Origin of the sequence: Occallatibacter gabretensis, from assembly GCF_001449115.1 — a bacterium.
Taxonomy (GTDB): domain Bacteria; phylum Acidobacteriota; class Terriglobia; order Terriglobales; family Acidobacteriaceae; genus Telmatobacter; species Telmatobacter gabretensis.
In genome coordinates this window covers 2,308,172-2,329,575 of record NZ_LAIJ01000009.1, presented here as the reverse complement: position 1 = coordinate 2,329,575, position 21,404 = coordinate 2,308,172, and the positions used below count along the sequence as shown (strand labels likewise).

Sequence of the window (21,404 nt, the reverse complement as noted above, 5' to 3'; positions counted from 1 at the left end):
TTTCCAGTCCCTACTTCGCCGCAGCCAGCACAGCCTCGGCCTGTTCCTTGAGAACCGCGGCCTTGTCCGTCGCTTCCCAGGTGAACTCGGGCTCGTTGCGGCCAAAGTGTCCGTAAGCAGCTGTCTTCTGGTAGATGGGCCGACGCAGGTTCAGGCTCTCGATAATGCCCTTCGGAGTCAGCGTGAAGTTCTTGCGAACCAGCTCTGTGAGCTGCGGTCCGCTGAGCTTGCCCGTGCCGAACGTATCAACGAGAACCGAAACCGGGTCCACCACGCCAATCGCGTAAGCAAGCTGCACTTCCACGCGGTCAGCCAGGCCCGCTGCCACAATGTTCTTCGCAATGTAGCGCGCCATGTAAGCAGCCGAGCGGTCCACCTTTGTCGGGTCCTTGCCGGAGAAAGCGCCGCCGCCGTGACGGCCCGCGCCGCCGTAAGTATCGACGATGATCTTGCGGCCCGTCAGGCCGGAATCGCCCATCGGTCCGCCGATGACAAAGCGGCCCGTCGGATTGATGTGGTACTTGGTATGCTCGTCCAACAGCTCGGCAGGCAGCACAGCCTGAATCACATGCTTGAGAATGTCCGCGTGCAGTTCTTCATTTGAAACATTCTCGGAGTGCTGACTGCTCACGACAACGGCATCAATGCGGACCGGTTTGCGGTTCTCGTCATATTCCACCGTCACCTGGCTCTTGCCGTCCGGCCGCAGATACGACATCTTGCCGCTCTTGCGAACCTCGGTGAGGCGCCTCGCGAGCTTGTGCGCAAGCGCGATCGGCATTGGCATCAGCTCAGGAGTCTCGTTCGAGGCATAGCCAAACATCATGCCCTGGTCGCCGGCTCCGCCTGTATCTACGCCCTGGGCAATATCGCCCGACTGCTTGTTGATCGACGAGATCACCGCGCAGGTGTTCGAGTCAAAGCCGTAGAGCGCATTGTTATAGCCAATCGAGGCCACCACGCCGCGCACCAGCGCCTGGAAATCGACATAGGCCTTGGTGGTGATTTCGCCTGCAATGACGACAAAGCCCGTGGCGGTCAGCGTTTCCGCGGCCACGCGGCTATAGGGGTCCTGCTCAAGACACGCGTCGAGAATGGCGTCGGAGACCTGGTCTGCAATCTTGTCCGGATGACCTTCGGTCACGGATTCTGAGGTGAACAAGAAACGGTCGCTCAATTTAGGATCCTCCCTTGTGGGGATGTATTTGGAGTGGCCAGCACTTCGGAAGGACGGACAGGTAGCCCGCGCCGGACGGAGAGCTTTAGCTTTGCCGATACCGCTCTGCTGACTATGGTAATTGGAGGCCCGCCTCAGGAGCAAAGCATGTCATTGGAAAGCTAATTCGGGTAGTTGAAAGGAGTAAAGCAGAGGTTAAGCGGAAAAACTACCGGAGGACGCGACAAAGCGAGACTCGCGCGATTCCGAGGGGCTGGTCTGCGCCGGCACGTGAGTAAACGGAAGAACATGAGGCCACCAGCCGGCACGGATGCCGTAATAGCGTACGACAAGAAAAGCTCCTGCAGAAACGGCTGCCAAAAGGAGCAGTGCGCCAAGCCAGCGCACACGAATCTCCTGCTGGTCACGCCTTAGCAGCCTGGCCCGTCCCACGTTAGAGGCAAACTCTGTCCAGTTGCGGTCGTCGTCGATAATCTGGCCGGAGGCGGAATAAGCAAGCAGAAAACGCTGCGTCCAATCCTCCTGATCCAACCCGATCGCACCGGCATAACCGCGCACAATGCCCTTGTTCAGGATTCCGCCCGGAAGCTGGCGAAAACTCTCCTGCTCCAGCGCCAGAAGATGGTGCCGGCTGATCTTGGTTACCGCCGTGATGTCCTCCAGCGCAACGCCGCGAGTCACTCGCTCCTTGCGCAGGTCGTCACCGAAGCTCCCCATTCGCTGCCCTCGTGCGGCGCAGTCTCATGGAGCCTGCCCGCTCAATCGAGGTTTACGCCTCAAATGGATTATCCTCCATCGATTCAAGGCGGTCTAGTTCCTTATATGGATACATCGGGCGATTTTTCTCGTTCTTTACCAGATTGGAACCGAGAAGGAACCCGTTTGGTTCGACAAGCGCATGAGAGATACAGATACAACTTGCAGCTGCCTGCTTTCCGATCATTCGCGGCACTCTATCTTCTGGTCACCACCACCCGCAGCCTGTAACCTGTATTCAGCAATGAACAAGCTTGTCTTCGCCAATCTGCTCCATCGCCCGCTACGCTCCATCATCAGCGTGTTCGCCGTCGCCATTGAAGTCGTGATGATTCTTTCCATTGCAGGCGTCTTCATGGGCATGCTGAATGACCAGAAGACGCGCACCAACGGCACGGGCGCAGACTTGATGCTCTGGCCTTCCAATTCAAGCTATATGAACGGCGTAGGCGGCGCGCCCATGTCTTCCAAAATTGCCGATGTGCTGCGAAAGCTGCCTCATGTGACCGCCGCCTCGCCCGTCATTCAAAAGCTCAACACAGCCGGCAAGATTGAGCTCATCTATGGCATCGATTACGCGAGCTTTGATGCCCTCAAGCCCTTCACCTTTATCTCCGGGGGGCCGTTCCAGGAGACATACGATGCGATCGTGGACGATATCCAGGCCAATTCAACACCGGCGCTGCACGTAGGCGACACGATCAAGATTATGGATCATCCCTTCCGCATCTCCGGAATTGTCGAGCACGGCAAGGGTAGCCGTAAGTTGATTCCGATTGAGACAATGGGTGAGATGACGGGCTCCGTGGGCCGGGCGTCGGTCTTCTATATCAAGGTGGATGACAAAGCTAACCTTGAAGCCGTGAGAAACGAGATTCATTCCACCAAGGGTCTCGAAGATTATCCAATTCAGAGCATTGACGAGTGGCTGGCCACAATGACGCCCGATAAGCTTCCCGGCTTCAACATCGCCCTCACCACCGTCACCGGTATCGCCGTCATCGTCGGCTTCCTCGTAATCTTCCAGTCCATGTACACGGCAGTTCTCGAGCGCACGCGCGAGATCGGCATTCTCAAATCGATGGGCGCATCAAAACTGGACATTGTCTCACTCGTACTGCGCGAGACCGCGCTTGTCGCCATTGCCGGCGTCATTCTCGGTATCGTGGGGGCCTTCGGCGTCAAGCTTCTGCTGGCGCACGTATTCCCCACGCTGAACTTTGAGATCACAACAGGATGGATCGGACGCGGAATGTTGATCGCCTTTATAGGCGCTCTGTGGGGCGCTCTCTATCCCGCATGGATGGCCGCACGCAAAGACCCCATCGACGCGCTGGCCTATGAGTAAGGCAAGAATCAGCGGGCCGGGAACAGAAATCAACGGCAGCTTCTCGAAAGACGCCTGATTCGCCCCTATATACTGACCCCATCCTTTTAAGACCCTTGGGAGTAGCTAGATTGAGTGTTTCCCTCAAGCGCCTGGCAGAGGCGGCGTGGATCCTATTCATTGCGGCATTCGCGCTGGTGCACTTCGCGCACCTGAGCGCGGACTTTCCCAACCACACCCCGTGGTTCATGGACTGGGCCAAATACACCGACGAGGGCTGGTACGGCAACGCCGCAGTCCGCGCGCATCTCTTCGGCAACTGGTACATGACGGGCGACTTTAATCCCGCGCCTGCGGTGCCTGTATGGCCGTTTCTCGAGTGGTTGCTGTTCTTCTTTACCGGCGTCAACATTGAGGCGGCGCGCGCACTGGCCGTCAGCTTCTTTGTAATCAATCTGCTGCTGAGTTATACGCTGCTGCGCGTGCGCGGCGCGCGGTGGATGGCGCTTCTGGCACTGACGCTGATCGCGACAAGCCCGTTTCTCTACGCCTTCAGCCGGCTGGCGATTCTCGAACCCATGCTGGTGGCATTCTTCCTGGCAGCATTGAACCTGGCAGTGCGGCTGCCGCGGCTGAAACGCCCGATTATCGCCTCGATTGGGATCGGGCTGCTGTACACGCTCATGCTGCTCTCCAAGACCTCGGCAGCATTTCTGCTGCCTGCGTTGGGATGGGCTATTCTGGCTTCATTCGGCAGAGGCGCAAAGTGGTGGAAGCCTTCGCAGGCCGCCATCCGCTGCACAATTGCGACGGGACTGGCCGCCGCAGTCTCCTTCGGCCTGTGGATGGCGATTGTGATCGCAAGCGGCCTCCTCACCGATTACCGCTATCTCTTCTTCATCAACAAGTACATCAAGCCAAAGGAGTTTTACTGGCCACTGGTAAGCCTGTGGTGGTCATTCCACGGCGGTCTGTGGGTCGATCACATCCTGATTCCCCTCGCCGGCGTGGTCTTTTTGATAGCTCTGGCCGCATGGCGCACCAATTGGGGACGGAAACTGCTGGCCGAGCCCGTCTTTGGCGCTTCTGTGCTCGCAGCGGCGGGCTACATCCTCTTCATGACCTATCAGAACCACCCGCAACCTAGGTATTTCACCGTGGTCGGCGTGTTCTCCATCTTCGTGCTGGTCCAAGGCGCAGAGGCTCTAGTAAATGCGAGCAAGAGCAGCTCACATCGTTGGGTGCTGTGGCTGGGCAGCAGCGCAATTGCGGTTGCGGCGCTGGCAGCCGGGTCGAATGCAGCAACCACGCTCACCTACGCGACGCATCCGGAATACACTTGGGTGACCGCCGCGCAGAATCTCACCCAGTACGTCAATGAGCACCCCAACGGCAAGCGACTCGTAGTCTCGATCAGCGGCGATGAGATGACCATGATCACGCATCTGCCCACAATGTGCGACGACTTCGGCACCATGGACTTCTCCGACAGGCTCGGCAAATATCAACCAGGCTGGTGGGCCGGCTGGAACTCCCTCGACCCCGGTACGCTGGAAGACCTGCACACGCATTACTCGCTCGAACAGGTGGCCAGCTTCCCCGCCTTCGACGACCCGGACCGCAACGTCCTCGTGCTCTTCAAGCTCCATCCGCTGCCCGGCGGCAAGATACGCGAAAACATCGGACTCAGCCTGCGGGTCAAGCTGCCGGACGACAAGTTCACAGTCTCTGTCGATGCTGAAGACGAATAAGCGTACCAATTCCCACATCGTCCACAACTTCAATCGCTGCTATTCTGTAGACGCATGAAGCACATCCTCAACCGGAGTCGGAGTTCCCGGAGGCTCACACTTTGAGCGGGTCTCGCTGGGGCGCAGGTTTTTCCGCCACGGGACGCTTCGTCTCTGAAATCGAAGCCGCCGCAAAGGATAACAATCCTCTGAAGCCGGCCTATGTGCTGGCCGGCGATGAGCTCTTTCTGCAGGAACGCTGCCGCGCCGCAGTGCTGCGCGCATTTGTCCCCGCCGATCTCAGGGACTTCTGCCTCTCCGACATCGATCTTGCCTCGACATCCATCTTCGAAGCGTTGGACCGCGCGCAGACGCCTTCTCTCATGGCCCCGTTCCAGGTGATCTTCATCCGCAACGTGCGGCAGCTTTATAACCGCGGCGCAAAGAAGGATGAATTCGCCGCGCTCGACCGCTATTTCCGCTCACCAAATCCGCAGGCACTTCTGATCTTCGTCGCGGATTTTATCCGCATCCCGGCAGACACCCGCCGCATGGAGATGGAAGACAAAACCCGCTACGAGCGCCTCACGGAAACGCTGGGTGAGCACTGCGCCATGGTGGAGTTGACGCGCGTCTCGGAAGAAGACGCCATGCACTGGGCCGTTGCAACCGCGCAGGAGAGCGAGACAAAGCTCGACCCAGATGCAGCACGTGAGCTGGTGGACGCGCTGGGTGCGGACATGATGCTGATAGCTTCCGAGCTCGAAAAGCTGCTGCTCTACACGCAAGGCCGCGGCCGCATTACCCTCGGCGATGTAGAAACCATGGTGCTCGGCGCAAAACAGCGGTCCCTCTATGAGCTGACCGATGCCATCAGCGCCCGCCAGCCGAAGCGCGCACTGGCGCTATTGCATGGTCTGCTGAACTCGTCGGAAGCGGGCGAAGATGCCGCCATCGGGCACCTCTACATGCTGGCGCGCACCTTCCGCCAGATGCTCGTCATCCTTAAGAAAAACGTTCGTGACTCGCGCGCCATCTGGCAGGCGCTATGGCAGGGCTTCCGCATTCCGCCCTTCGCGGCAGACGACCTGATCCGCCAGGCGCGCCGCTACAAATCACGCCGAGAGCTGACACGCGCCCTGCGGCTGATTGCGCGTGCTGATCTGGAGCTGCGTTCCTCACCGCCGGACAAGCGGCTGGTGCTGGAACGGCTGGTCTACGATCTCGCCACCGAGCCAAAGCCGCAATCCGCATGGGCCGCAGGCCAGCTCACTCTTGAATCGTGAATCGAATCCTGAGTACAGCCGCTCAGAATAAATTTCCAGCCACTTGCTCAGATGCCGTATAGATCCTGGTCATCAGCGAAGAAGTATTCAGCACAGGATCGTCCTTGAGCGTCGTGGATATTGTGATAGTGAAGATCTGATTGCGTACGCGCCCCACAACGCGCTCACTGACAGATTTTTTGTGCACATCCATCGTGCACACGGCTGCCTCATTACCAATCGCCTGCAGAAGCTGCGAACTCGCGCCACAGGCCTGCATCATACCCGCCAGCTTGGTATGCGCATCAGGGCTCACTTCCATCGTTACGGTAAGCTCGCGCGTCGCCGCGCCTTCCTTATCTGTAAAGACGCACGTCCCAGGCTGATCCATCCGTACCGTCGGCCCAGCCTCCGGATTGATGGTAGCCGACGTTGAGGTGGTCACCGCCGGCCCGGCAGTATAAGCTCCCGCGGCATTGCCCCCCAGCAGCCCGCCAACCGTCGCCTCCGTCAGCCAGGGGCAATTGTTTGCGGCATGCGCGCTGGCAGGAATCAGCAACGCAACCACGGCCAGTACGATCCCCAGGGTCCATTTATTTGCCGCCATCGTGCATGCCCCCGGTCTCTTCCTTCATGTCAGAGTGAACATGCCACGGAATGCTCTCCGCGGAGATCTCCGGATGAGCACGCAGAAAGTTCAGCGAATAAGTAGGCGCGCCCGGATCCACTTTCTTGTCGGCGAACATGGCCTGCTGATCGCGCGCCTCCTGCATCTTGCCCTCGCGGCGATATAGGAGGGATAGGTTGTAATGCGCCACCAGATCATCAGGATCGATCACTTGCAGAGCCTCGAACTGCTCCACGGCATCCTTCTCGCGCTTCTGCTGGTAGTAAGTAATGCCGAGTTCGCGCCGCGCATCGCGTGACTGCGGGAACTTCTCGACGACATATTGGAAGTCGGCGATCTCAGCTGGCGTGTTGCCTGCGCGGCGCTGTAGAAGCCCATCATAGTAGTGCGCGCGTGCGCTCTCGGGATCAAGCTTCAACGCATGATTGATGGCCCCGCGCGCAGAGTCGTACTTCTCCCACACAATCTCCGTCAGACCGATGCTGGTGTAACCCTCAGCATAGTCGGGGCGCAGCTTCACAACCTCGTTAAAGGCGTCAACGGCCTCCTTGTACTGGAACTGATCGAGCATTGCAATGCCGAGATTATTCCAGCGCATCCAGTCTTCGTTGTCGTTTGGTCCAGGGGCTTCAGGGCTGTTCTCGCCGATCTTCAGCACGCGCGTGCGCGAGGCGATCTCGACGACCGGATACGCCGGATGGTCATCCTTGCCGAAGATGTTGTCGAGATAGCTCTGGCGCAGGTGGCGATAGTTGACCTTTGCCGTAACGCTGACCGCGCCCGTGATATCGGCCGGCATGCGGAACTGATACCGCACCAGCACCGAGCGCCCGGCCTGCACAGTGTTGTCGTATGCCACGGAGTGGATGGTCCACACCTTATGGTTGTCCACAAAATCGCCTTCATCCGTAACCGGGCGATTCGTGAAGCTGTGCGCGCGAGGATCGATCATTCCGTCGGGTTTCAGGAAACCGGAATGATAAATCTCCTTACCGTTCGCATCCTTGACGCTGAACTCGAGCCAGCTTTCATAAAGGTCGCGCACCTCAGGGATAAGCGAGTGACCGATGTTCTTGTTCTGAACAACCACATACGCTTCCACCACATCGCTAGGATCCAGCTTATAGGAGACTTTACCGAGCGGCGCGATGAGTTTCTCGTCGTGATTGCGCTTGATGGCCAGGATGTCGACATTCAGATAATTGCCCGTTTTGAGGAACTCGATGGTTTTGTCGAGCTGGTCCTTGAAGCCATAGTAGAAAGGAACAGCCGTGTTACCAGCGAGCCAGCGATGCGAAGCAAGCGTCCCGTTCTTCGCGCCGTAGTCAGGATGCGAGATGGCATTGCGCATCATGTGGCAGGTCTGGCAGGTCTTGAAGTCCGCCGTGTAGAAAGTCAGCGGATTGCGCTGCGAGAACTTCGACTGCTGCCACTCGTCGTAAGCGGTAAAGGCACGAATGAACTTGTAGTCGTTCAGCGGCGCAGGCAGGTTTGCCTTGTGGCAGGCGGCGCAGAACTCCGGCTTGTGCAGAAAGTCGTGCATCACAGCCGCGGAATGCCGCTCCGGATGCTGCAGAATCATGTCGAAGGGCACCTGCCCTGGAATACGGTTGCCCTTTTCATCCACTATGACTGAGGGCACGCCAATGACCACAGCGGCATTGCCGTTCACTGATCCGCCCTGCATCGCGTCACCAATGCTGGTGACCGAGTGGCAGGTCATGCAGGTAAGGCCATCGGAATCGAACTTGGCGCGATCAACCTTGCCATCTTCGGTAAGAGCCGCGCCAAGCACACCGATCGGATTGTGGCAGCTATCGCAGAAGCGTGCGAACGCGATACCGCGGATATTGTCGCGAATCAGCAGATTGACGCTGGTGCGGTAAAAGGGCGTGCGGAAGGAATTCGAGTGCAGAGCCTGCCGCCACTGGGAATAAGCCTCCTGATGGCACGTACCGCAATACTCAGCAGTGGGATACGCGCCTGGCTGAATAAAACCCACTCCCTGCGCCGCAATGTTGCCCGGTGTATAGGGGTTGCCCTTGCCGTAATGGAAGTTGTAGGACGGCGAAGCGAGTTCATTGAAAGCTTTGCGGTCGGTGGTAAATTTCTCGTCCGCACGGGCTTTGAAGCGCGCCATCGCGGCCAGCTGCGCATCCGTATCCGGTGTCGGCTGCGCGTCCTTGGGCTTCGCCGAATATGCAGGCGGCGACGCAAGCTCACTGGTACCGGGATCAGCCGGGTTCACACTTTGTGGTGCCTGCGCCTGGGCGCAGGCAGCAAACGCCGCCGAGAACGCCAGTGCGGACAGAATAAGCCTCGAAAAAAAATGTTTGGTCATGAACTTCGTGTCCTGTGCTTCTGTGACCTTTTTGAGCGCATTACCTTCACAAGTCCACCGCTCACATCGTCTTTCCGAAGGCTTTATACGTAGCCGGATTATCGTAGACGCTTGGAACAATTCCCTTGCCTTCTTCCACCGTGAAATAGCGGTCCACCGAGGCAGGGCTTACGGTTTCCTTGTTGCCGTCTGACCACTCGATCTCAACCTTGTCCACCTTTGTGGACTGGCCGAGACCAAAGTGAAGCCGGAAATCATTCGAGGATTCAAAGCTGCCGCCGCTCATCACATCGCTGCGCTGGCGCTGGCCGTTCACTGTGAGATAAACCTTTGTGCCAATGGCATCACGCGGACTCTTCGGCCCGCCGATGAGCTGAAATCCGACCCAGTGATTGTTGTCCTTATACACATTCCGCAGCAGCACCGGCGTGTGGTCGATGCAGTTGATGACCACGTCGATCTTGCCGTCGTTAAAGAGATCGCCAAAGGCAGCGCCGCGCGCGGGAATCACATCGGCAAGACCGGAGCCCTCGACCGGAGGCATCATCTCAAACTTCTTGCCTTGATTCACGTTATGGAAGAGCATGGGCCGCTCCGCCCATGAGGTGCCCCAGTTGTGCTGGTCCACCTGCGGATATACGTGCCCGCTGACAAACATCAGATCCTTCCATCCGTCGTTGTCGAAGTCAAAGAACGCATCGCCCCAGCTCAGAAACGGATAGGTGGGCTCAGCCATGCCCATCTGTGGAGTAATGTCCACGAAGTTTGCATCGCCGTCATTACGATAAAGAGCCTTGTAGTCATCCGAGAAGGTAGTCGTATAAATGTCGAGCCGGCCATTATTCATGTAGTCGCCTACAGCAATGCCCATGCCCGCCGTCTCGCGCGCGTCCTGGTTCAACGCAAAGCCCGAAAAGAAGCTTGAATCCTGAAATGTTCCGTCACCCTTATTGAGGTAAAGATAGTTAGGCGAGGAATCATCAGTGACAATCAGATCCACCTTGCCATCATTGTTGATATCCACAAAGGTGGACGAGAAGCCGTAATACTTGCGCTTGTCGCTCACACCCGCCTTTTCGCTCACGTCGGTAAAGGTACCGTCCCCATTGTTGTGGAAGAGATGATCCGGCTCGCCAGGCAAGCCGCGCGGCCCGCACATGGTAGTTGCACCACGGAAAGAACAGTTAGCAAAGCCGACCGCGGCAGATCCAGCCATCGGCAGGCGGTTCATATCCCAGTGAACATAGCCTGGGACGAAGATATCCAAACGTCCGTCACCGTCGTAGTCGCCAAAGCTTGGCCCGGTAGACCAGTTGCCAAGCGTAACTCCGGCCTGCTCCGCCACATCCGTAAACGTGCCGTCGTGGTTGTTGTGATAAAGCCGGTTCTTGCCGTAGTTGGCCACGTACAGATCAGGCCAGCCGTCGTTGTCGTAGTCGCCCACAGCCACGCCAAAGCCCCAGCGCTCGTTCGTTACGCCGGCCTTGTCGGCAACGTTCGTAAACGTACCGTCATGATTGTTATGGAAGAGCGCGGCCTTGGGCGCAGCTTCTTTGCCGTCGAGCGCGTCGCGCGTGGAGCCGTTGACAATGTAAATGTCCAGCCAGCCATCGTGATCGTAATCAAGGAGTGCCACACCTGAGCCGATAGCTTCCAGGATGTAAGGCTTCTCCGGCGTTCCCATCTTGTGCTTCCAGCTGGCAAGCCCGGATTTCTGCGAAATATCCTCGAAAACAACCGGGCCCGTCTTCACGAATCCGCCGGCGGTAATCGGCCGCTTCTCTGAGTCCAGCACCGGAGCAAAGACACCTGCCGTGGCAGACCCGCCCTGCGGCGGAGATGTGGTATTGCCTTTTCCGCCATAAAGCGGCGCCTGCGCAGGCGGCTCAGTCTGCTGCGCCCGAGCGCACAGTGGATACAACGTCACGAGCGCCCCGGCTACAGCCAGAACTTGCAGAGAAAACCTTGCGGCACACAACCTCATTCAAATGACCTCACGAGCTGGGGAGTCTCTAGCTTCGGATTCTTCCTGATGCGCACTTGCACTGTCACCATCTCTTTGACGGATAACGCATTCATCCGATGGATGGAGAAAACGCAACAGCAAAACACCGCGCGGCATAAGAAACCGGCGAAAAAGCATGCTTTGAGTCGACTTTAAGCCGATTGCATTCTACCCCTCCAGACATACAGGCAGGAATAGCCGAAAGGTGGCTGCCAAACCGCTCCGCTGCAGCAAAACTCGCATGAATAAGGCTAATGAGGAACATAGATAATCGCTATCGGCTCTCTTTCCTCTATCCCGCCAATAGAAAATATCCATATTTACGCGATCCTTTTGGCCTGGTTGGTTAAGTAGAAAAAGCAATTCCCTTTCCCGGCGGTCTATAGCCATCGCGTGATATTTTTGTGCACTCAGTCAGTTATCTGGTTCTCTTTCGCCCAATTTTTCGTGGAGATCTCGCACGTATGCCGTTGTCGAAAGCCACTTATCTCAGACCCGCCTGCATGATGGCGCTTGCCGTCTGCGCTATCAGCGCCGCTCAAACGCCCGCATCGCCCCCGGCTGCCGCACCGGCAAACCGTCCCCCGCGAGTCGTAGCAACCGGCGTCAATAAGCCCGGCGTCTCGCGGCCACTCGCCGATCTGCACGCCGGCGCTGTCTTTCCCGTCGCAGGCAGCCCCGACTGGAGCGTAGTCACCAAGGATGCCGTCTGGGTCTCTTCCGCGCGCCTGAACCACGTCGTCCAGCTCGTGCCCGCCACCAATACCGTAGGCCTGACCGCCGACGTAAAGCGCCCCTGCTCCGGATTGGCGGACGGATTCGACTCCATCTGGGTTCCAAGCTGCGGAGATCACGTCCTTCTTCGCATCGATCCCGCCACCGCCAAGCCCGTAGCCACCATCTCCGTCGTCCCCGCCAACTCCGAAGGCGGCATCACGGTTGGCGAAGGCTCCGTCTGGATCGTCTCCAAACCCTCCACGCTCGTCCGCATCGATCCCGCAACAAACAAGGTTGCAGCATCCATCGAACTCCCTTCCGGCTCGGAAAACCCGCTCTTCGCGGACGGCTTCATCTGGGTCTCCTCCTTTGAGCACGATTCGCTGATCAAGGTAGACCCCAGGGCGAACAAGATCGTAGCCACCATCCCCGTCGGTCCCAAGCCGCGTTTCCTCACCTCCGGAGCCGGCTCCATCTGGACGCTCAACCAGGGCGACGGAACCATCACCCGCGTCGATGAAAAGTCCGCCAAGGTTGTAGCCAGCATTCCGTGCGGCCTGCAGGGCGAAGGCGGCGAGATCACCTTCGGCGCTGGCTCTATCTGGGCCGCGCTCTTCGATTTTCCACTAACGCAGGTAGATCCAAAGACCAATGCGGTCGTAAAGCAATGGGCAGGCAAGGGAGGAGACGGCGTTCGATTCGGCCACGGCTCCGTGTGGCTCTCCAACCTCATGCAGCAAAATGTATGGAGGATTCCGCCAGACCAGAAGTAGCTGCTACACTGCCATCTTTGCGTGGAGATTTGCCCCACCCCGCACGGTTTGTTCAATTCCCTTCCATAAAGAAGGAGTAGGCCTTGCCCAACCCCATAAGTCTTTCCATCACCGAATCAGCCGCATCTCTGCAGATCACACAGCAGGCCGAACCCGTCTTTCGCGCCATCGTGGAAGCCGGCGACTACTTTGCGCGCGTCATTGAGAAGGGTCAGCGGGTGCGGATTGTGGACCTTGAAGGAAACCAGGCCGTCGACACCCTGTTTTACAACGCACATGACACGGCAGACCGCTACAGCGCACAGGACACCATCCGCGAACAGCAGAACATCTATCTCACAACTGGAACAAAGCTGCTTTCCACCAACGGCAACGCACTCCTCACGATCGTGGACGACACCTGCGGCCGTCACGACACTCTCGGCGGCGCATGCGCCCAGGAGTCGAACCAGGTTCGTTACGCCATCGAAAAAAAGCCCATGCACGCCTGCCGCCAAAGTTTCATGATGGGCGCATTTCAGTGGGCTGAATCCACAGGAATCGAGTTCAGCAAACACGACATAACAGCGAACATCAACTTCTTCATGAACGTCCCCGTCACGCCCGACGGCGGCCTCGCCTTTGAGGACGGCGTCTCGGAAGCAGGCAAGTACGTCGAGCTGCGCGCCGAGATCGATGTGTTGATGCTCATCTCCAACTGCCCGCAGTTGAACAATCCCTGCAACGCCTACAATCCCACTCCGGCAGAAATCGTCGTCTGGTCCAAATAATCCGGCGCAACCCACATGTACTCAGGAATGATCTGCTTCAGCTTCTCTCGAACGCGATCGTGATCCCGCGTCAGCGAGCACGCGCGCAGTTCGCGCAACTCTCCGGACAACTGCTGCCACGCAGCTGGAAAGCACTTTGCGCGTTGAATCTTGACAGCAGAAGTAGGCTCCGCCGTCTCTGAGTCGTAGAACAGCTCTTCATGCAGCTTTTCTCCGGGCCTCATGCCAATGTATTCAATCTCCACTTCGTTTTCACTCTTGCCGAAACCGCGAATCAGCCTTCCCGCCAGATCCACAATGCGCACAGGCTCGCCCATGTCGAGCACAAGAATGTCGCCGTGATCTCCCACGCCATATGCCTGCACAAGCAGGTGCGCCGCCTCCGGAATCGTCATGAAGTAACGCGTCATCTCCCGATGCGTAACCGTGACCGGCATCCCGCGGCGAATCTGCTCCTGAAAGATCGGAACCACGCTTCCCTGCGATCCAAATACATTGCCAAAGCGCACAGAGATGCACCGCATGTGCGCAAACGGCCTCGACCCCAGCACCATCTCTCCCAGGCGCTTCGTACAGCCCATCACGCCACCTGGCTTCACAGCCTTATCCGTGGAGATGAGCACAAAATCATCGCATCCGCACTCATCCGCGCATGTAAGCAGATCCATCAACCCAAAGACATTGTTCTTCAACGCCTCATATGGATTCTCCTCGCAGAGCGACACATGTTTGTACGCCGCGGCATGAAAGATCACACCAACGCCATGCTGCACCAGATGATGCCGCATGGTCTCGCGGTCAGTAATGTCAGCCACAACAAAAGTCTTTTCAACTCCCGCATGATCCCGCAGTCTCTCCTGCAGATGAAAAAGCGGCGTCTCGGCCTGATCGAGACATACAAGCTTCGCCGGCCCCGAGCGAAGAATCTGCGCACACAGCTCAGAGCCGATGGATCCGGCCGCTCCAGTCACCATCACAACGCGGTCACGCAGGCCTGTGTGCTCCCCTGTGTACTCCCAATTCAACTCCGCAGGCACAGTATCGAGGCTAGATAGCTCGTCCAGCTTCATAGCCCGCTGAATCGAAGCCTCGCGCGGCACAACTCCATCACTCCCGGGCCGGTGTTTCGCAGCCCGTCCCAGCATCAGCTCCACTGCATCGCAAATGCGCTCCATATGCCGCTGGCCAAGCGTCGGATGAACAGGAAACGCAATGCTGCTTTCGCCAAGCTCCCGTGCAATGGCAAGACGCTCGGGCGGACGCCACTCCACCGGAAATGCCTTTTCAAGATAAACCTCGCTGCAGCTTCCGCTGCCGCATGGAATGCCCTCTGCCCCAAGCTCTTCGAGAATGCGGTCGCGGCTATAGCCCTCAGCCAGCATTTCGCTGCGCACAAACGCATAGAACCGGTAATACGCATGGCCCACATGTCTGGGCACTGCCGGAACGCGCAAACCAGCAATTCCGCCCAGCCGCTCCGCCAGGTAAGCCGCATTCGCCCGTCGACGCTCAATCCACTCCGGCACCTTCCGCAGAGCCACCCGCCCAACGGCCGACTGCACTTCCGTCATCCGCAAGTTGCTGCCAAAGGACTCATGCACCCAGCGAAAGCTCGCGGACTTAGGTTCCGAATGCACCGCATCAAAGTCCTTGCCATGATCGCGGTAAGCCCAAATCTTCTTCCACAGCCCCTCATCTGAGGTGCAGACCATGCCGCCTTCGCCGGCTGTGGTCATGATCTTGTCCTGGCAGAACGAAAATGCCGCAACGTCGCCAAAGGACCCGACCTGTCTGCCATCGAGCGTTGCTCCCTGCGCCTGCGCGCAGTCTTCCACCACCCGCAGGCCATGCTTCCGCGCAACGGCAGTAATGGCCGGCATATCGCAGGGCCATCCGCTCAGATGCACCGCAAGAATCGCCCGTGTCGCCGCTGTAACTGCGTTGCCGATCGCCTCAACCAAAAGGGTCTGCGACCACGGGTCCACATCCACAAACACCGGACGCGCGCCCACAGCCACAACTGCCCCCGCGCTGGCAATAAAGGTTCGAGAAGTAGTGATCACTTCATCGCCTGGACCGATCCCAAGCGCACGCAGCGCAACCTCAAGCGCCACCGTGCCATTCGCTACAGCCAGTGCATGAGCGCAGCCTGTAAAGTCTGCAAACTCGCGCTCAAACTGCATGCCCTCCTGCCCCGTCCAGTAATTCACCCTGCCCGAGCGCAGAACAGACTCAGCCGCCGCAACAAGTTCTTCATCAAAGTGCGGCCATGAGGGGAACGGATCGGCAAAGCCCATCTTCACCACTCCCGGTAGTGAATTCCATTCAGGCCCACACCGTCCGACTTGGAATGCACATCGAAGACATTCTGGCCGCCCCAGGAATCAGTCGTCGGCTCATCCTGCATGGATCGCATGCCCCACTCCGCTTGATGCGTGATGGGGTCGACCGGAATCCGCTTCAGGAACTTCACCTTTTTATTCTGTATCTCAACGCCCGTCACAAGCGTATCGAGATCGGGCGGATAACCCAGGCTATCTAATTTGATCTGGAAGGCTCCGGCATCCGCGGCCCTCTTATATTCGTCAATCGCAGCGCGCATCTGCACAAGGGCGTATTTGAGCTCGCGCTCCTGCTCCCGCTTGATTGCATACCGGGTAATCGGCACCGCGCACGTCGCCAGAATGGCAAGAATCCCGGCCGTGACCACCAGTTCCACCAGGGTCAGGCCCATCTGTCCATTGGTCTTGTTGTGAAGCTTCTTTGGCATGTGCTCATTCCCCGATCGGCAGGAAGCCACTGTACGCGCATCGTAGTGCTCCAGTGCCGAATGACCCTTTATAACTGACGAAAATTAGACCCATTCCGCTTTGCGCTCCGGAGCGAAACCGCAGCCACTCATTTCCCTGTCAAGCCCTCAAGCGAAAGATACTTTCTAAGCCATTGATTTCAAAGCCCCAAAAACTTCGCCCAATTTGCATATTATTTCGCGGAATCTGTCATACTTGAAATCAGTAGACAAAAATAGCGGCCCGATCCTTGGATTCGGGCCGTTTCGTTTTCAGTTTTCAATGAAGTTTTTATCGATCAGCTCCCATCAAAAACGCACAAAAGGCGAACACACCGGGGCGCACAGAAAATTGCTCCTAACCATCTCAGAAACAATCGCTTACAGGCAAAAGTGCAAATTTTTTTATAAATTTGGCAACCAACTTCCTATATTTAAATAGTAAACAGCTCAGAAATCGCAACCGACTGCAATAAGCCGCATTAAGACCACACTAAGGTGACATTAAGACACTCCGTTTTTCACAAAAATCACCCGCAATACATTGATTCAGAACGGGTTACAAGAATTAGACTCACATAAAACACGAATTTTCACCGCGCACAGCGGACATACCCCGAGATCCAAAAATTATCTATCTGAATGATAATAAAAGGCTTAATGATAAAAAGTGAAATTATTGCGTCTCTCAATATGAGACAGTTCAATTTTTCACAAGGTCTATGATTCAAAGCCTCGGCGGCATCTGACTTTGTAAAGCAATGCGTTCCGTCACATAGTTCTGAGGCCATGAGAATATGTCGAAGCTGCAGGCTCTTGCCCTTCAAATCGCATTCTGCGCAACATGTCTGCTCGTCGCATGTCAGTCTCACCAGCAGAAATCCAATCCAGGCGCCTCCGTCCAGACCTCCATCTCTGGATGACCGCGGAACATCGCGCTGGAAACACGGGACTGTGGCTCATCACGGATGGACTTGCCAGATGCGGTGACATAAGGGACGCACAGCGTATCTCCGGAAAGTTTACTGATGTGGTTCGCACAAATTTCGCCCGCGATCACACCATTCGAGAAAATACAGCGTGCCGAATCGCTCGTATGAAGTTCACGTAATCGCCGCAGGCTACTCAGAGAATGTAGTTGCTTCGGCTGAACGAACGGTGTCTATCTGAAAATGAAAGCTTTGCTCATGCAGCAGGAATATAGCCTCGAAATACCGCACAAAAAACAAAAGGCAGCCCGGTAAAAACCGGCTGCCTCTTCTGCGTGTCGGAGGACTCGTTTATCCCCTTATGTCTATGCGAATCAAATGCGAACAGTCTTAACCTAAAATTCGCTTGCGTTGTACTCCCCTTTAGTTGTACACATACTTCATAAACACCTGTCGCTCATATTCCTAGTTTGCAGGTTCAAGCAGTTTGAGTGGGCCGCGCAAATGTTGCCATACCTGGCAATTGTTCAGCGCTTTATTACTTGGTTTTAATACCTATGCGAATGTCCGGAAACACAGCTCTTTGGTCATAATTTTCAAGTCACTTTCCTGAAGTAACCATGGTTTTCGAAGAGACAGGTCCAGAAATCCACGGCGAAATGACGTTAAAAGAAAAAAAATAATCCCCCTCCTTGGTTTTAACTCGTTTTAACTCATCATGCAGCTCCAAAAATTACCCAAGTTACCTTGAGGTAGAACTGTAGTGCTATTTTTTGTGGTACTATTGGGGAGTTGGTAATAAATAGTTGATGACTGAAGTAACAAAAAGCTGATGAGTGTGACCCAATCGTTCGATATGCCTAATTACAGCGTTTCACGGTTTGCTGTTCTGTCTTGGCGGACATCGTCTTCAGGAGAAACTTATGTTAGAGAGATCCGATTTTCCCTTTTTGTGCGGTTATGGCTCCAATTTGGCCGCATCGTATATTCGAAACTTTTCTGCACTGCGCAATAATGCGCTGGCCCGTACAAGTTTCTGTTCCATTAAATGCTCCAGGATTACATTCCTGGCTCTCCTGTGCAGTCTTGTCCTGGCAAACCTGACGGTAACGGGTTGCGCGGCCCTCCCGAAGAGCACCGCGACGGGCAATCCATCTGGAACCAGTGACGCGGCGACATCTACGCTGACGCTGAGTTCCACCAGCCTCAACTTCGGAACAGTGAGTGTTGGGGGAGGTGCCGATCAGTCCCTTACGGTGGGCGCCTCGGGCACAGGCTCGGTGACGGTGAGCGCGGCATCAATGAGTGGCGCCGGCTTCGTCTTCTCCGGACCTAAGCTGCCATTCACACTGAGTGCAGGTCAGACGGCAACACTGGGCATTCAGTTTAGTCCTACGAGCGCCGGTGTAGTGAACGGGGCGCTCACCCTGACCAGCGATTCCGCCACGGGGACCACCTCGAGCATAAATGTGAGCGGGACAGGACAGGCACTACTGCGCAGCCTGAGTTGTGCCAGCTCTTCGATGACGAAAGCTGCAACGGATACCTGCTCGGTGACGCTCAACGTACCCGCACCGGTCGGCGGCCAGGCCGTAAGCCTGGCTAGCAGCATATCCGCAGTGGCTGTGCCATCTTCGGTGATCGTTCCAGCAGGGGCCACCAGCGCCAGCTTTTCAGCTGCCATCGCCGCCGTGAGCACCGTTCAGACGGCAACGCTCAAGGCAAGTTTAGGCGCGACGACGCAGACTTATTCGATCGCTCTTGGCCCAGCAGCGCCGTCTACGCTGTCGCTAAGCGCAACCAGCCTCAGCTTCGGTACAGTGAATGTTGGGGGGGGCGGCGATCAGCACGTCACGCTGACCTCAGCGGGCACAGGTTCGGTGACGGTGAGCGCTATCTCGATAAGTGGTGCCGGCTTCATCTTCTCCGGACCCAAACTGCCATTCACACTGAGTGCAGGTCAGACGGCAACACTGGGTATTCAGTTTAGTCCTGCGAGTGCCGGGGCTGCGAGCGGAAAGCTCGCCCTGACCAGCAATTCTTCTACAGGAACAACCTCGGCTATCAGTCTGAACGGGACCGGACAAGCGCTCCTAAGCAGCCTGAGCTGTGCCACCGCCTCGGAGACGAAAGCAACGACGGACATCTGCACGGTAATGCTCAATGGAGCCGCAGGCGCCGGTGGTCAGGCAGTAAGCTTATCGAGCAGTACCTCAGCTGTGACGGTGCCGTCTTCCGTGACCGTCGCCGCAGGCGCCACCAGCGCCAGTTTCTCGGCTACTGTCGCAGCAGTAAGCACCACGCAGACGGCAACGCTCAAGGCCACCTCAGGTACGACGACGCAGAGTTATTCGATCAACCTGAGCAAGGTAGCGACATCCACACTGGCCGTAAGCGCGACTAGCGTAACCTTCGGAACGATCAATGTATGGGCGACTGCTTCGAAATCGGTCACGCTGACCTCATCGGGCACAGGCTCGGTAACAATAAGCGCTGAATCTTTGAAAGGCACTGGTTTCACTCTTTCCGGAGCAAGCTTCCCATTGACGCTCACTTCCGGACAGTCAGCCACCCTCGCAATCAAATTTAGTCCCACCACGGCCGGCGCAGCAAGCGGCTCGATAACTTTAACCAGCAACTCTTCCACGGGAACAACTTCGACCATTGCTCTGAGCGGAACCGGACTGGCGGCACTGAGCAGCCTGAGCTGCAGCAGTGCTTCGGAAACAACCGCAACGACGGATAGCTGCTCGATTACACTCAATGCATCTGCGCCGACCGGCGGTCAGGTAGTCAACCTGTCGAGTAGTTCGACAGCAGCAACGGTGCCATCTTCGATGACCGTCCCTGCCGGCTACGCCAAGGCCAGCTTCACAGCGACCATCGCGGCAGTGAGCACCGCGCAAACGGCAACGCTTTCGGCCACCGAAGGCACGACGGTGAAGAGTTATTCGATCAGCCTGGGCGCAACAACGAAACCCACACTTACCGTAGGCGCAACCAGCGTAAGCTTCGGAACAGTAAACGTGGCGGCGGCGGCTTCCCAATCAGTCACGCTGACCTCATCAGGCACAGGCTCGGTGACGGTAAGCGCAGAATCCGTGAGCGGCACAGGCTTCACTGTCTCCGGAGCAACCTTTCCATTGACGCTCACTGCCGGACAGTCGGCCACCCTCGCAATCGGCTATAAGCCCACCACAGCCGGCACAGCGAGCGGCACATTAACCTTAACCAGCAACTCTTCCACGGGAACAACTTCGACCATTGCTCTGAGCGGAACGGGACAAGCGATACCGAGTAGCCTGAGCTGTGCCAGCGCTTCGGAAACAGGCGCGGCAACGGATAGCTGCACGGTGGCCCTCAACGCGGCCGCCCCGACAGGCGGTCAGGTAGTCGGCTTGTCGAGTAGCTCGACGGCGGTAACGGTGCCGACCTCGGTGACCGTTGCAGCCGGCACGACCAGCGCCAGCTTCCAGGCGGCGATCTCCTCGGTAAGCTCGGCCCAAACGGCAACGCTGGCGGCCACTGTCGCCGGTACGGCGAAGAGTTTTTCGCTCAGCCTGGGCGCGGGAGTAGCCAAGCTGACCTTGAGCTCGACCAGCGTGAGCTTCGGAGCAGTAAACGTAGCTTCCACTGCTTCTCAGTCAGTGACGCTCACCTCATCGGGTACGGCTTCGCTGACGATAAGCGCCGCAACCATAAGCGGCACCGGCTTCACTCTCTCCGGGGCAAGCTTTCCGTTAACGCTCACTGCCGGACAAACGGCCGTTCTCACGGTCGGCTTTGATCCCACCGTTGCAGGCGCGACAAGCGGCTCGGTAATTCTGACCAGCAACTCTTCGACGGGAACATCCTCGACCGTTGCCTTGAGCGGGACAGGTCAGGCGGTACCTTTCGAAGTAAGTCTTAACTGGGTGGCGCCGGAAAGCACTTCCGTCGCAGTGGTTGGCTATAACGTCTACCGCGCAGTCTCCGGCACTTCCTCGTACTCTATTGTGAATCCCTCTCTGGATGCCTCAACCAACTACACAGATACCACAGTAGTAAATGGAAGTTCTTACATGTATTACGTTGTGAGTGTCGATTCAATAGGCAATCAGAGCGCGCCTTCCGGCACATTCAACGCGATAATTCCGTAAACGCTGATTTCACTCACGGCAGGGATGGTTCTCACGAACAGTCCCTGCCATTTTTTTGC

The 21,404-nt window shown here is 57.1% G+C and carries 13 protein-coding genes; 6 read left to right on the top strand and 7 right to left on the bottom strand.

Annotated features, from left to right (window positions below; genetic code table 11):
- Positions 1-10: 10 nt before the first annotated feature.
- Both metK and VO84_RS16015 read right to left on the bottom strand, forming a co-directional pair.
- Positions 11-1,177 (bottom strand): methionine adenosyltransferase, encoded by a 1,167-nt coding sequence (gene metK / locus VO84_RS16020; protein ID WP_058188562.1) that lies wholly within the window; start codon positions 1,175-1,177, stop codon positions 11-13.
- A gap of 195 nt (positions 1,178-1,372) precedes the next feature.
- Entirely contained in the window at positions 1,373-1,894 is a 522-nt protein-coding gene (locus VO84_RS16015; protein ID WP_058188561.1) for a helix-turn-helix domain-containing protein, read from the bottom strand.
- A gap of 283 nt (positions 1,895-2,177) precedes the next feature.
- On the opposite strand from VO84_RS16015, the gene VO84_RS16010 reads away from it, so the two are divergent.
- The 3 genes from VO84_RS16010 to holA all read left to right on the top strand — a co-directional run bounded on the left by VO84_RS16010 (position 2,178) and on the right by holA (position 6,276).
- Complete coding sequence (locus VO84_RS16010) at positions 2,178-3,281, top strand: ABC transporter permease (protein WP_058188560.1); 1,104 nt, start codon at positions 2,178-2,180, stop codon at positions 3,279-3,281.
- A gap of 110 nt (positions 3,282-3,391) precedes the next feature.
- On the top strand, positions 3,392-5,011 hold the full coding sequence (locus VO84_RS16005) for an ArnT family glycosyltransferase (protein WP_058188559.1): 1,620 nt from the start codon (positions 3,392-3,394) through the stop codon (positions 5,009-5,011).
- A gap of 101 nt (positions 5,012-5,112) precedes the next feature.
- Complete coding sequence (holA, locus tag VO84_RS16000; RefSeq protein WP_058188558.1) at positions 5,113-6,276, top strand: DNA polymerase III subunit delta; 1,164 nt, start codon at positions 5,113-5,115, stop codon at positions 6,274-6,276.
- 22 nt (positions 6,277-6,298) lie between these two features.
- Here holA and VO84_RS15995 read toward each other — a convergent pair whose 3' ends face one another.
- The 3 genes from VO84_RS15995 to VO84_RS15985 form a co-directional block, all read right to left on the bottom strand.
- A complete protein-coding gene (locus VO84_RS15995) occupies positions 6,299-6,862 on the bottom strand; it encodes a hypothetical protein (protein ID WP_058188557.1) in 564 nt (187 codons plus the stop codon).
- Positions 6,849-9,224 (bottom strand): tetratricopeptide repeat protein, encoded by a 2,376-nt coding sequence (locus VO84_RS15990; protein WP_058188556.1) that lies wholly within the window; start codon positions 9,222-9,224, stop codon positions 6,849-6,851. The genes VO84_RS15995 and VO84_RS15990 overlap by 14 nt, the downstream gene beginning before the upstream one ends.
- Before the next feature lie 61 nt (positions 9,225-9,285).
- A complete protein-coding gene (locus VO84_RS15985; RefSeq protein ID WP_408033309.1) occupies positions 9,286-11,151 on the bottom strand; it encodes a CRTAC1 family protein in 1,866 nt (621 codons plus the stop codon).
- Between the two features lie 542 nt (positions 11,152-11,693).
- Between VO84_RS15985 and VO84_RS15980 the strand changes: the two genes are divergently transcribed.
- Together VO84_RS15980 and VO84_RS15975 are read left to right on the top strand one after the other, a co-directional pair.
- Positions 11,694-12,719: a Vgb family protein gene (locus VO84_RS15980; protein WP_058188554.1), complete on the top strand. Its 1,026-nt coding sequence runs from the start codon at positions 11,694-11,696 to the stop codon at positions 12,717-12,719.
- A gap of 83 nt (positions 12,720-12,802) precedes the next feature.
- Positions 12,803-13,489: an urea amidolyase associated protein UAAP2 gene (locus tag VO84_RS15975; RefSeq protein WP_231737988.1), complete on the top strand. Its 687-nt coding sequence runs from the start codon at positions 12,803-12,805 to the stop codon at positions 13,487-13,489.
- Here the strand turns inward: VO84_RS15975 and VO84_RS22900 are convergent.
- Both VO84_RS22900 and VO84_RS15965 read right to left on the bottom strand, forming a co-directional pair.
- A complete protein-coding gene (locus tag VO84_RS22900) occupies positions 13,447-15,786 on the bottom strand; it encodes an SDR family NAD(P)-dependent oxidoreductase (RefSeq protein WP_197414059.1) in 2,340 nt (779 codons plus the stop codon). The genes VO84_RS15975 and VO84_RS22900 overlap by 43 nt on opposite strands.
- Positions 15,787-15,788: 2 nt before the next feature.
- Entirely contained in the window at positions 15,789-16,259 is a 471-nt protein-coding gene (locus VO84_RS15965; protein WP_058188553.1) for a type II secretion system protein, read from the bottom strand.
- A 1,870-nt stretch (positions 16,260-18,129) separates the two neighbouring features.
- Between VO84_RS15965 and VO84_RS15960 the strand changes: the two genes are divergently transcribed.
- Positions 18,130-21,345, top strand: a complete 3,216-nt coding sequence (locus tag VO84_RS15960) for a choice-of-anchor D domain-containing protein (protein ID WP_058188552.1) — start codon at positions 18,130-18,132, stop codon at positions 21,343-21,345.
- The last annotated feature ends 59 nt before the right edge of the window (positions 21,346-21,404 follow it).

Coding starts and splice junctions, on each gene's coding strand:
- VO84_RS16015 (WP_058188561.1), bottom strand. CDS start 1,894: ATGGGGAGCTTCGGTGACGACCTGCGCAAGGAGCGAGTGACTCGCGGC.
- VO84_RS15965 (WP_058188553.1), bottom strand. CDS start 16,259: ATGCCAAAGAAGCTTCACAACAAGACCAATGGACAGATGGGCCTGACC.
- VO84_RS15980 (WP_058188554.1), top strand. CDS start 11,694: ATGCCGTTGTCGAAAGCCACTTATCTCAGACCCGCCTGCATGATGGCG.
- VO84_RS15995 (WP_058188557.1), bottom strand. CDS start 6,862: ATGGCGGCAAATAAATGGACCCTGGGGATCGTACTGGCCGTGGTTGCG.
- VO84_RS22900 (WP_197414059.1), bottom strand. CDS start 15,786: ATGGGCTTTGCCGATCCGTTCCCCTCATGGCCGCACTTTGATGAAGAA.
- VO84_RS16010 (WP_058188560.1), top strand. CDS start 2,178: ATGAACAAGCTTGTCTTCGCCAATCTGCTCCATCGCCCGCTACGCTCC.
- VO84_RS15960 (WP_058188552.1), top strand. CDS start 18,130: ATGTTAGAGAGATCCGATTTTCCCTTTTTGTGCGGTTATGGCTCCAAT.
- VO84_RS15990 (WP_058188556.1), bottom strand. CDS start 9,224: ATGACCAAACATTTTTTTTCGAGGCTTATTCTGTCCGCACTGGCGTTC.